6 protein-coding genes are annotated in these 13,449 nt (G+C 35.6%); 3 read left to right on the forward strand and 3 right to left on the reverse strand.

Annotated elements, in window-relative coordinates:
• Positions 1-86 precede the first annotated feature (86 nt).
• Positions 87-3,485 carry an RNA dependent RNA polymerase gene (locus FKV70_RS13725; RefSeq protein ID WP_142613196.1) on the reverse strand — a complete coding sequence of 1,133 codons (3,399 nt, stop codon included), beginning with the start codon at positions 3,483-3,485 and terminating at the stop codon, positions 87-89.
• Positions 3,486-3,925: 440 nt separating this feature from the next.
• On the reverse strand, positions 3,926-4,891 hold the full coding sequence (locus FKV70_RS13730) for a DNA-methyltransferase (protein ID WP_142613197.1): 966 nt from the start codon (positions 4,889-4,891) through the stop codon (positions 3,926-3,928).
• A 177-nt stretch (positions 4,892-5,068) separates the two neighbouring features.
• Here FKV70_RS13730 and FKV70_RS13735 point away from each other — a divergent pair, with 177 nt between their 5' ends.
• The 3 genes from FKV70_RS13735 (at position 5,069) to FKV70_RS13745 (ending at position 9,681) form a co-directional block, all read left to right on the forward strand.
• Positions 5,069-7,081, forward strand: coding sequence for an ATP-binding protein (locus FKV70_RS13735; RefSeq protein WP_142613198.1), 2,013 nt, complete (start codon positions 5,069-5,071; stop codon positions 7,079-7,081).
• Position 7,082: 1 nt separating this feature from the next.
• Entirely contained in the window at positions 7,083-8,447 is a 1,365-nt protein-coding gene (locus FKV70_RS13740; RefSeq protein WP_142613199.1) for a DNA double-strand break repair nuclease NurA, read from the forward strand.
• A 169-nt stretch (positions 8,448-8,616) separates the two neighbouring features.
• Entirely contained in the window at positions 8,617-9,681 is a 1,065-nt protein-coding gene (locus FKV70_RS13745) for a Kiwa anti-phage protein KwaB-like domain-containing protein (RefSeq protein WP_142613200.1), read from the forward strand.
• Positions 9,682-11,104: 1,423 nt separating this feature from the next.
• Here FKV70_RS13745 and FKV70_RS13750 read toward each other — a convergent pair.
• Positions 11,105-13,345 (reverse strand): right-handed parallel beta-helix repeat-containing protein, encoded by a 2,241-nt coding sequence (locus tag FKV70_RS13750; RefSeq protein WP_142613201.1) that lies wholly within the window; start codon positions 13,343-13,345, stop codon positions 11,105-11,107.
• Positions 13,346-13,449: the final 104 nt, after the last annotated feature.

Genomic DNA, 13,449 nt, shown 5'->3' on the forward strand with positions numbered 1-13,449 from the left:
TTTTTGGATTCGTATATATAACGTTCTAGCTGTCACCCAAGCGCCAGTGTTAACAGGCGCCTATCATGACAGACAAATGATTCACGTTAGTCGATATGGACTATAGCCTTAAAGCTCGATTTCGTGACTTTCTCGATAGATAAAAATTCAATTTCTGTACCATCAAAATCCAGTAAGGATAACCCCTCATCTCGGCGAATGACCTGATCTCTTGGAATTATACATTTTAATTCCCCCTGCTCATCCACAATATGAACATATCGGTACTCGACCACCTGAATTTGCAATTTCTTACCCAATACATCGTCAGCTATCAACTGTGATTCTTCCTGAGACTTTTTCAATGTGCTGAAGCCAAACGAATAATTCCTCAATGTTCGTCTTGTACTTTTTCCATCCAGCAAAGAAGGCGTATGACTGGTTTGTACTACGCTTTCCCGTTCAGCTTCATACCATATGAAGAACTGTCCCATAATCTCAAATAACGAATAAACACCGTCCGGCACATGGAGTGGAAACTCCAGATCATCTATTGTAGCGATGCCAACTTGAACGGTAAGCTCCTTACCTTCCACATTTCGATTCGTAAGCCGGTTCACCTTTCGTACTTCCCTCTTCAAAACATTTTCACGCTGCTTTAGATTTTCCAGTAGCCCATCTACAAACAGCCATGCAAAGGAGTACGTTCTGTAGTTTTGATATGCGATCTCAACAGCAACACTCGCAAGTACCGAAGGATAAGGGCAGATCTCTTCACACCGAGTTTTGTATTCCTCTCTTAACCTGGCGTATTCTGCGCTGATTGCTTTTCGGGTGTCATTATCCCGTTCCCATTTTTTCAGTTCGTTAAATTCCTTTTGGCGATGATCAACTGTTTTTTTCTGCTCGTTGTATTCTTTATACAGTGGCTCAATACGAGCTAAATAGCTCAGAAACTTGGGCTGACTAACCTTGCTCATATCCTGTAACAATTCTTTCGTACTCTCGATGCTGAAAATAGACTGATCCAATTTCCCATCTTTCATGTTAAACGTGTCATCTATGTACTTTTCTGCCACAACGCAAAATTGATTAAATGGTGATTTCTTCGAGTGCTGATAATCCTCGGCTTTGCCACCATTCACAAAACGGAAGAAATACGGCATCTGAATAGCCAGACGATCCAGTACATATGGAATCTCTACCTCTAGTCCATTTTTGGTCGCATCAATGATTTGACCTTGGAGAAATTTTAAGACCGAGTTTTCTAAAACGCGTCCTTGAAGGCTACCTTCCTCCAAAGCCAGATTCTGAAAATACGTATTCACATTCGTACATCTGCCCGTCAGGTTATGTAGACTTTTTAGCTCCATCTTGACGATGCTGTCCATATTATTGGATACAGGTGCAGCTACTTTTTTATCATCTTCATTGATGATGGTAGGCGCATCGATCACTGCTGAGAGTATGGTAGGATCGTTGGTACATAGAGCTGTATCTCCGTCCACATCTCCTAGTCCGAGCCTTGCAAGTGTTAAATCACAACAGTTCAGAACAATCACATTCTCTAAATGACGCATATATCGGTTATGTACGTGTACAAAATCTAGCTTACCGACTTCATTAAATATCGTTAACGGTGAACGGAATAGCGCATGCATTCCACGTTTCCGATTCATAAAAGCCTGGTTCTTCTTCAGCACACCTTTTACTGAATATCCGCTAGCATGCTCCATAAAAGCTATTGGATCATTGGTCAGATAAAAGTAGCTACCGCGAATCGGGATGCGACCTTTCAACATATCCTGTACTTTCAGCATCGCTTGCTTCACGATAAATTTGCGAACGTTTCCGTCATACAGCATCAGTTCATTTAGATCAATAGCTTGGATAATTTCATTGATAAACTCTTTCTTCTGACCCCGTTCTATTTCATTTTCCTGTTCATCGGGTTCTTCATCTATATCTTTGGGTTCATCGTCTTCTTGGACTAGCATATGTAGGAACGCTTTCGTGTACGCGATATCTCGAAGCCACTTTCCATGGATGTCATTCTTTTGTCCATGTAATACTCGTTTGACGACATCCATTAGAGGCGTAGCTAATTGATATAAATCGTTCAGTGTAAGATTCAGCGCATGAATATATTGGTATGTCAGTGGTGTATAGGCGTTCATCTGGTATGCTGGTCTCGCATAATTGGCGACCCAGAAATTGTTATGATTATGTACTCTCAGTAATTCTTCATATTCCGTTATATTTTCAAACAAACATTTAGGCTTAGCTTCTCCCTCACTGTATTGATGCCATGCTTTGAAGCAGGATTTGGTGAGGATGAGATCAATAGGACGACCCTGTTTGTCGATGATCGGTTGTGATTCACCAAAAACATCTATTATTTGTGTTACGTTGTTTTCCTTAAACCATTTCATCAAATCGAATCGGATAAAGTTACCTTTGATATATGGAAGTCTTCCCTGAACTGCATTAGGTGAATAGGATAGGTTCAGATGTTGTCCAATACGCTCTGCAAACTGGAAGCTCATTAAACCTTGACCATCAAAAAATTGGACATTCTTATTTTCATACTGTAGGTACTCCACTCGCTTAAATCCAATGGACTCTTCATTGATCGCTATAACTGGGATTTCTTCTGTTTGCTCGATGGAATAGCAAGGGTATAGTTCGTCATTATACATAACCGAACGAGCAGGAAAAGGAATTGCTTCTAGTTTCACACGACGATTCTGGTTATTCCACCCATTGAAGGTTTTATAGTCTTTTGGATTGGGAACAGACTTCGTGCGACCATTCCACGAGATCGTTTTATTCTGTATACGTTCTAACTTATGTAATTGTTCCTTGGATGGCTTCAATTCTTTCTTCGCTTTGAAATATTCACGTTGCTTAGCCTTTTCATCAAATATCAACTTCTGTTGCTCCAAATTTTCAGCACACTTTTCTACTTTCCATACATCCTCAATGATCGTTTCCTTTTCATAATCTGGTATGACGATAATACGTGGAATATACGGGACTGGTTGTGCTGCCGAACGACTCACACCCAAGGCTGCTTCCCACTTATGGATATTGGTGAGTGGTGGCATTTTACCGAGTGTAATGTGGTTATATAGATCAGCAACATACTTTTCTTGGATGAATTCTGTTCGCTGTGTACGTCCCATAGCAGGTGACTTGATCGAACGAACATATTTTCTTCCATTATAGTAGATGCCCTCTCGTAACATACGTTCAAACAGAGCAAGTTGGGATGGATCGTCTTCGTCAATTTGATCAGCTTTGAGCATAAAGGTGACTTCGGTAACATCGGTGGAAGGATCACGTTCTGCTACGACTCGCTTGAGTTGATCAAAGTAGATGCTGTCTGATACGGTGATGGTACGAGTACTGGATTGTGGTGTGTAAAGTTGATCGTCTACAATAGTGATCTCATTAAAGTGGAACAGTTTGATTTGGTATTGATTTCTTGTTGGATTAGTGGACAAGTTTTAGCCTCCTGTTTGTTGGTTTGAGTGATATCGTTGTGAACGTTCTATCCTAATGGGTCTTGTCTATACGAAATAAGTAGAAACAAATGTTCGTATATACTATATCGAATATACGTTCTAGTTTCAAGTGAACACTGAATATTGATTATAAAGAGGAGGAAGAAAATTTTTGGAGGAACGTAAAAGAACCAAGAACAATGTGCTCTCGGCTCTGATTAAATATCATTATATCTGAACGTAGCAGTATCTAGCTACCCCAATCTTATGGTGGTACTGCACCAAAAATAATAAAAAAACTCACTCGAAAATAGTCTAAAATGCATGTTTAACCCCTGTTTTAACTGGTGCTTAATTTAGGGTTGCCGCTTCAATAGCAGTAGAAACCCTCCTAAAGTAAATTTGGTTGACTTCACTTTGAATAAGAGGCATAAATCTATTTATTTTTTAAAACTATTAAAACGGTATTTCGATGTTTTCACATATTCCTCATCAATTTCTGAAGAGATCCAAAATCGTGCCGTTGATTCCGCAGCTTCCCCTGTTACACAACTTCCACCAAATGGGTCAAATATCACATCCCCTGGTTCAGTAAGAAAATTAATGAAAAATAACGGTAACAGCATAGGGAACCTTGCAGGGTGAGGAGGTATTCCATTTTCTTTACACTTAGTTAAATATTTGTCATTCGATATGGTGTTAGCAATTTCAAGCAAATTATCTTGTTGCATCATGTCTATTAATTCATTGTAACAAAGTAAATTGGGAGGTATGGCTCCACCATTATCTTTTCCCCATTGATCAGATACATTATGCCCAGATGGGCGCGGTCCTTCGTTGTAACCCTCTTTCATCAGTTTCTTCATACTGGCTTTATAAGGTGATAAGACTCTTCTATTGTCTGCCTTAGGATTTTCAGATTTCGAGAGCCACCAAATAGGATTAATTGAATCTTTTACTCGCACTCGATCAATATTAACCCACTGAGCGGGACTTGGCATTTTTGCAGGATTGTACCAATAAAATTCTTGAGCAAGATTAAATCCAACATCTTTAGAACAAAGTTTGAGTAGCATCTCAAAATGGTAAAGAGATCTAGTAGGATTACCTTGATTCCAAGAACCACCGATATCAATAACTAGACTTCCAGATGGCTTTAATATTCTCTTAAACTCCGCGGCAAAATTTTTAATAAACCATTCCACATAATTATCCGAGGATTCATTCCCGTAACTTTTTTTCTTTATTAGTGCAAAGGGTGGAGATGTGACAATTAAATCGACACTTTCTTTCGGCAAGCTTTTTATAAATTCTATGGAGTCTGCAAAGAAGGCTCTACCGAAATCTGTTTTATAATACGGCTTAAAATTTTTGAAACGAACCGGAAATCTTTTCATATTCACCATTCCACTTATCCTCTTTTTAATATATGCATAATTCATCTTTTCATCTAAGAGCTCCCAACATTATAACACAGTAGAAAAATATGCTCTACAAAAAGAATTTCTATTACTAATTGCCTATTTCTAGTATAATAAATTTACGTGCTTCAGTCCCATAACTATCTTATTTTAGGAGGAACTATGAGCCTTATTACTGCTATAAAAAAACTTGCAAGTGTCGATATTTTCACACAGGCAAAACAACCAGATAAATTTGTTGGTCGCCCATTTAGTTTAGATTACGATAGAGCTCTATTACTTGTGGCTGATTCGTGGAAATACAATGTAGGCGGAATTGCACAAGGGTCATTTTTGTTAGCTTTTTATGAAAATGAAGATATAATCAGCGAAGCATTACTTATCCGAGTGATTAAACCCACAAAGTTACCTACTGACAACGACGTAATTAGTTCAATGATCGAATACTATAAAGACAATATGAAAACTAGCGGAAAAGAAAGTAAATTGGACGAATACACCAGATATGAATTTAGTTTTTCCGGAGTTGAATGTAGAATATTAGGAACCTTTTATAAAGACGATAATGATAAAACACTATTTGGTGCTGATGTCGAAAACTTTTACAGCGCTCATAATTACAGTGTCTATAAGCCGACTGAAGACGTACTTGAATTTATTGCAAATCTGAGAGATGGAGATAAAATTCCTGGATCAGAATGCGATATTAAAATTGGCAAAGTACGTTATAGTTCAAGTTCTCGATTCCAACAAAAAGCCACCGATGTACCAGTTTACGTAAATTCCCAAGACTTTTTAGGGAAAAGGACTGCCATGTTCGGGATGACTCGGACAGGTAAATCCAATACAGTTAAAAAAGTTATTCAATCTGTTGAGGACTTAAGCCAAAAAGCCGACTCTGATATAACAAAAGCCCACGTAAATCCAAATAATAACCTTGATCCTTTTGATGATCGTGGAATCCCAAAATTCCCTGTAGGGCAAATTATATTTGATATAAATGGAGAATACGCAAACGCAAATATGCAAGATGAAGGTACAGCAATATTTGAATTGTATAAAGATAAGGTCGTTAGATATAGCGTTTTGGAAAAAGAAGACTTTAATATAATGAAAGTTAATTTTTTTGCTGATATAGAATCGGGTTTTGGATTAATTGGAAATCATTTTAAGCAAGTAAATGAAAAAGCTGATTATGTCAGTAGTTTCCTTTCTGTTAGTTTAGAAAAACCGGATGATTATGATCAGGATCGTTCAGTAAAAATACGCTATGACAGAAAACTGGCTGCATACTTATGCTGCCTTTATAAGGCTGGCTTCCCACTTCCAAATAATTTTAAGATTCGGTTTCAAGGTCAAAAAGATTTAAATGAACTTGTTCGAAAAGTACCTATTACTCCTGAAATTGGCATCAGTCCTGATGAAGCAACAATTTGGTTTAGCCAAGTGTGGGAGAACTATAAAACTTTGGAATATTTCAAAAAGTACTCTTCTGATAAGGGACGTGAGTGGGCTGACGAAGAACTAAAAGCAATTTTAGGTTTTTTGACAAGGCATAAAGAGCCAGGTACATCTTCACTTGTAAGTGGCTATTTAAAACTAAAACCACTAATAAAACTTCACTCCGAAAAATCTAATAAATCCTTCGAAGAGAAAATTTCTACAGAACTTAGACAAGGGAAAATAGTAATTATTGATTTATCTCAAGGAGATCCTGAGATACAAAGACTTTATTCTGAAAGAATTTGCCATAAGATTTTCTCAGAGTCTATGAGTAATTTTATTAATAATAAACCCAATAATTTTATACAGTTTTACTTCGAGGAAGCACATAATCTGTTCCCTAAAAAAGATGATAAAGATCTAAGCCAAATCTATAATAGGATTGCAAAAGAAGGAGCAAAGTTATATTTAGGGTTAACATATGCCACACAAGAGGTAAGTTCTATAAGTTCGAATATCTTAAAGAATACTCAAAATTGGTTTATAGCTCATTTAAATAACGATGATGAGTTGAAAGAATTAAGAAAATACTATGACTTTGCTGATTTTACTGATGGATTGGTTCGATTCAGTGCTGGCAGCGACAAAGGATTTGTTCGAATTAAAACTTATTCCAATCCCTTTATTGTTCCAGTTCAAATAGATCGATTTTCAGCGAAAAAGGTGAAATGATATGGGATATATGAGCAAAAATGGTAGGAGACCTAATGAATTAGCAAGTAAAACATCACATATTCATATTGTTAACGACCCAGTCGTTGAAAGTTTTATAAATGACTGTGTCTTGCCTAAAAGTGGTGATGAAGTAGATTTTCCATCTTATAACATGCATTCAGTGCAAAGTGACGTTAAATCACCTATTAATCATGTTTTTGCTATTGATGGAGGGTATACGGAAATTTTTGTGAAAAATGAATTTCCTTCCTCAAATATAAGTTTTTTTCAGTTTGGAGCATCAGGTTTTAGTATGGATGATTTGAATGAGATAGCTAACAAAGCATTTATTAGTCCTGATGATATTTCAAAATTAAAAAATATTGAACGTTTTAAATTAGTGTTACCTACAAAAAATATTATCATTAAGAGTGAAAAAAATCTAACAAACTCTGTTAGAACAACGATTTACAATTTTTTTATGAATGAGCCAAAAGAACAGGGAGACTCTAAGAAGAGTAATTTCTTAAAAACTTTATCATGGTTTTTGTTTGAAGAGTATAGAGAGAAGGAACTACAGATTAATAAATGGAATTTATCAACTTGCCCATGTTGTGGCAGTTCAAATATAAATTTAATAAAAGAAACTATGTCTACATCATTTACTTTCCAATGTACCGAATGTAAAGATACTATTTACTTAACTGATGTCTTTAGATTGCATGAGGCTATAGATAACGAGTTAGGTGCAGGTGGAATTTTAGGCTACTTAACCAACCTTCTTGAACACGTTATTCTAATTCACCTAATTAAAACTGTTCTAGAAATTAAAAAAAGCTTGCTTAATGAAATGCTATTAATTAAAGATGGTCCATTGGGGTTTTTCGGACAAACAGCTAATTTGCATAAGCCAATGCGATCTCTAACCAATTATCTGTTAACAACACATAATCTATTTTTGGCTGGGCTTGAAAAAAGCGGAGCATTTGTTGAGCATGCTAATGAAATCTCAAAAGAAATGAAGCCAGATACTTTTTTGTTACTGAATAATAAATACATTTATAAATACATTATACCTGGGGACCCAGAAAGCAAAGAACCGTACGCACGAACTTCTTATTATAGTGGCAAGCTCATATATAAATCAAAAGATGATCGGATGTACGTTGTAACAGTTCCTATTGATAATGCTGAAATTTTGATTGCTCCTAAGATAACAGATTATAAAAACATTGACGTCATATTAAAGAGCATTGAAAAATTGAAATGTGATATGTATGACAATGCTTTAATCCCAATAGCATTGGTTAATAAACTAGTCTCTTTATCGAATCATCCAAGTTCAGTCATTCTGGAAAAATTCGCAAAAAAGTCTATTGGATGAGCCACTATTAATAGTAATTTCAACCCACAATTTTTTATTTAATTTTTAAATATTCCCCCAATAGTAAGAGCAAACATTTTATAGGAAAAACAAAAATAAAATGAATAGAAACCCTTAAAGAGAACGAACCTCTTTAGGGGCCTTCACCCTGACATTTTTGGAGGTCATCATGAAACAATTATCGAAAGAAATTATTTTAGATTTTAGTGAAGTTACTACATCTCACAGCGAAGGATTTTCGATTGATGATCTAATTTATGACACTTCATTTTTCATTAAGACTTCAAAAAAATTCAAAAAATGGTCAGTAAAAAATATAGATATGGCATCTAACGATCAGATCAATATAATAAATAATATTAAACATATCAAAGAACAGTATGTAGAAGAATATAAATCTGAAGACCGCGATCCCGAATTTATTTATAAATACAATATAGCAGGCTTATTATTAAATACTAATAGAATCCAAAGCTTTTTTACTGACAAAAATTTAGATTCGTCAGACACTACTGATGAACAAGTCAACACATCTGTTAGTTCTTCTGATTCAAATGAAATTATTGCTAAAAAGTTGTCTCACGAAGAACTGGTTATCGAGAACTATGAAGGAACTGGTTATCCCCCAAGTGATGAGGTCAATTTGATTATTCATAGATTGAAGCTTAAGGGGTCAACTTTACTTGTATTTTGTAACCAGTCTAGGACTTCATTAGCAAAAACGGATCTACGAACAATTATAAACAATAAATTAACTAGTGTCGAAAAAAAAGGGTTTTACAAAATTAATAATGATATTTCATTTATTCTTACTCCCGAAAATTATTATATATTGTCTATGGATTTTTTTGAAAAGATTTTTTGTTTTGAAAACTACACAAAAATAAAAAAACAGATGGCTATGGAATCCCTGAGTGAGTCAAATGTAATAATAGGTTATAAAAAACTTGAAGTAGAATTAAATAAAGGCTACATGGCTCGTTCTGTAGCAAAAATATCTTTAAATAAAAATGAGATACCAACCTTTATTATAAAAAATAAAGAAGCAATTTCAAAATACTGTGAAGGCTATAAAGTTGGCCTGAATTTTAATAAACATACAAATAATTTTACTGTTACTGATGAAAAAATCGCCCCACTTTTTATAACTTATTTATTTTCAGAAAGAGTTGCTGAAAATATTATAGGTGAGCTAGTTTATTATAAAACATTCAATAAACTAAATAAAAATTAGAAATTCAGGAACATAGGTTCCCACTCTTTGCGTAATCATGATATAATAATTATATTATTAAATGGAGATAAAGAAAGGGGGTTGAACTTTATCTATTTCATTTTTTATTTCTTGTATTTAATAGCAGCTCAATTCCCTCTCTTCCTTCTTTTGATAATAAGAAACATGAATGAAACACACAATCTATTTCTATCTCTTTTTATATTATCAATTTTAATATTAATTATTCTAATATTTTTCTTAAAGTTGAGAATAAAAAACAAAAAGCAACCTAGCTCCAATATCATAATTAATTCAGAAAACTTAGCAAATAACACAATGAGTGAATTTTTCTCTTTTTTTCTACTTCCATTTTTCACTTTTAATTTAAATTTATCTAATTCCCTTTCACAACAGTTAATTGAAATTTCTTTTATTTTTGTTATCCTCACCATTTTTTTGTATCGTAGTGGTAACTTATTAATTAACCCAATATTGTTTATGTCATTTAATTTATATAAAGGACATTCAAATGGCGCAAATTACACTATATTACTTCCTAAAATAAGAACTAGTAGTAGTGTAGACAGCGATAAAGAGCATTTTATTATAATAACAAATAAAATTGTTTACTTTTATTATGACACCAAGGACTATGAAAACACTTTAAAATTTTTAAACAGGACAATACTCGCCTTAATCTCTTTATTGGTATTTTGTACCTTCTTTACATTTTAAAAATTCAAAAAAACTCTTTTGATGCTAAACAGCCCCAACATGTAAAGGGCAAATATACCATTTTGAGATGACATAATCTAATTTTTTGTGTATTTATTAACTTTTTTGTACTATGTAATAGAATTTAACAATTAAATCAAAATGGTTTGCAATCGTCCTCGCAAAGCCAGCATTTCTATTTAAATGTAGAGGTGACTGACTTCCATAGTTATGCTCTCTAAGGCTTTTTTTACAGCCTCTACCAATTCAATGCTATTTTACGTCCATTGTGTAACCCAAACTTCTTAATAAGTTTGAACTAATTGTAATTTGATTAACTCTGATACATCCTAATTACTTCGAAAATATCAATACCATCGACTTCACGTACCTTCTGTATGTAAATAAAATATGTTCCCGCACTCAACCCTAAAGCATTTTTTGAATGCAGGAACATATCCAAGTTACTCTTAAACCCTAGTCCATCAATGCTTCTGATCTCGATATATTACTACCACGCACTCTACATGCCTTGAGTGTACAAAAATGATGACCCTAAGGCCTGGTCGCCCCTTGGCGGAAAATCTATCGTTTTTAGATCAGAGTCTTATGTCTTTCTTTTTTTATTTTCTACTGAAAGTGTCCCTCCTGATCCATCTGCCCCAAGGCAGTCTTGGTTTTTCTGACTTTCTGACAATCCTGTCAAACATAAAACCAGTAAAATAATTTATTGCTCAACTACCCCAAAATCATCCACATAAACATATGCTGTACCAGGATTCTTGTAAGCATACACTGTTGCCCTGGTAGCGCCTGCTCCGGTTGTAAAAGGAATGTTTACCATTGTCCAGGATGTACTGTCAGATGTTGCGGATGCATCCGTTCCTTCAAAGCCATTAACGCCAATCTGAATCCGCTCGCCTATGTCTGCCTTAACCCAGGCGGTACACATATAGCTGGTATTAGGACTTAGCCCCGTAAGTACCTGCTCGATACCATCTTCTCCGGGTCCCAATCTAACACTCTTAGAGCCGCTTCTTGGTACCGATACACTTGCAGCAGTATCTGAATATGTTGCTGCCCATGGTGAGATTATTCCTTTCTCGAAATCAGATTGCCTTACGTTATTAACATAAGGTAAGCTGACACTCTCAAAAACCGGGTCCGGAGGTGAAGAAAAATCATGCCCGGCAGTCCAGTCAGTTCCACCGAACTCATATGCTCCAATATCCGGTGCCGCACCAACATAATCATTCGTGATTCCAGATATTACAACCCCTGCATTAATAGCTGGAGAAGTAGACTGCAACCTGAAATCATATGCTGTGGGATTCACAAATAACGGATTGGTTTCTGAGGTAATATTATTTCCCTCTATATGAGTACCAGGCAGTGTAAAGGCTGTAGTAAAGATATTGTTGAAAATTCTGTCACCGTACATATCTGACTGAAAATTACTTCCCCAATATCCTACATTTCCGTTACTGTAGGTGGTATTGTTATAAATCAGGTTAAAATTACTGGGTGTATTCAATCTTATCCCTGTATAGTTTCCCCATACAACATTATGATGCACAATATAGCCCTTGCTACCGTTATCCAGATAGATACCAGTGCCGGAATAATTCTTTGCCAGATTATCATGGATGTAATTATGATGAATTACCGTCCCTTGCCCATCCCAAGCAAATTCATAGAGTATTCCGCAGTCTTTTGTCAGCTTTCCTGCATTGTACAGATTATTATATTGTATCTGGCTGTTTTGGGTAGGCATAAATATCAGATGACGCCCAGCGTTATATACCGTATTATGACTGATTAGATGGTTTGCCCCCAATAGATAGATTGCCGGAATATCCGCTGCCGAATAATTTGCTTCATGAATAAGATTATTAATTACCTTATTTCCTGTTCCCTCTATACTCACCAGATTACCGGAACTGTAGGTCAAAGTACTGTCTCTAAGCTCATTATTGGTACCGGACATAAATATCCCTGTACTGTATTGTCTGGTAACATCCGAATCATGACTGACATATTCCGCAATCATATTAGAAACTTTACAATAATTAGAATTAGACATTTTAATGCTGGAGGCAAAGATATTAATTCCGGTAATATTTATGTAAGAGCGGGAACTTAAATCAAATGCATAAGTCCGCTTCTTTGCTTCTACTGTCAAAGTATTCGGATCAACTCCACCAGGTGCCCATAAATAAAGTCTGCCAGTAATGCTGTCATAATACCATTCTCCCGCACTGTCAAGATCTTCAAGATTACCAGTAATATAATAGCTGTTACCGCCTGTCGCTGCAGTATCTATTTGATCAAAGGTAATGGAGCCGTCACTTGAGCTGGTAATGGTACTTTTATAAGATTTGTAGCCTGTTCCCGGAACACTCCAAACCGTTTTGCCAACCCAGTATCCAGGTGCCTGAGTTAAGTTTCCATCCTTGATGGTTGTAGTGGAACCGGAATCAACTGTTGCATATTTTGAATTTAAGGGATCAAGTGTTGGTGAATTGGGCCATCTGGCTTCAAATTGCATTTGCTTATTAACAAATAGCTGATTTTTTGTTCCAAGGGAACCCTTCATTTCCGCATAATAGATGGATCCGGAGTAATTTTTCCAGCCAGTAACCGGATCGGCACCGGATACCGTTACGTTCTCTCCTGTATAAGCCTCAAAGTTTATGGGTTTTGCAGAAGTTCCGGAAGTATGAAGTGTTACTGTTTCTCGGTATGCACCACCTCGTATGATGCAGGTATCTCCGGCTGTCATGGTATCTGCTGCCTTTTGTATGGTTTTCCATGGATTTGATAGTGTACCGGTTCCAGTGATGTCATTCCCCGTTGTAGAAACATAATATACGGAATTTGCCTTTACAGTTTCCACACCCAGATTAAAAGTAAATACATAAATCATCATAATTACAACTAAAAATCTAAAGCCTGTTCTCTTATTCATAGCTTACCTCCTGGAATGAATTCTATTTTTAGATACGGCTTCTATGCCTGGGCCTAAGTTCACTGCTAGGTATGTTCTAATATAGAAATTTGTGTATATATAAG

Origin of the sequence: Paenibacillus ottowii (genome assembly GCF_006874425.1) — a bacterium.
Taxonomy (GTDB): Bacteria; Bacillota; Bacilli; order Paenibacillales; family Paenibacillaceae; genus Paenibacillus; species Paenibacillus ottowii.

Coding starts and splice junctions, on each gene's coding strand:
- FKV70_RS13750 (WP_142613201.1), bottom strand. CDS start 13,345: ATGAATAAGAGAACAGGCTTTAGATTTTTAGTTGTAATTATGATGATT.
- FKV70_RS13745 (WP_142613200.1), top strand. CDS start 8,617: ATGAAACAATTATCGAAAGAAATTATTTTAGATTTTAGTGAAGTTACT.
- FKV70_RS13735 (WP_142613198.1), top strand. CDS start 5,069: ATGAGCCTTATTACTGCTATAAAAAAACTTGCAAGTGTCGATATTTTC.
- FKV70_RS13730 (WP_142613197.1), bottom strand. CDS start 4,891: ATGGTGAATATGAAAAGATTTCCGGTTCGTTTCAAAAATTTTAAGCCG.
- FKV70_RS13740 (WP_142613199.1), top strand. CDS start 7,083: ATGGGATATATGAGCAAAAATGGTAGGAGACCTAATGAATTAGCAAGT.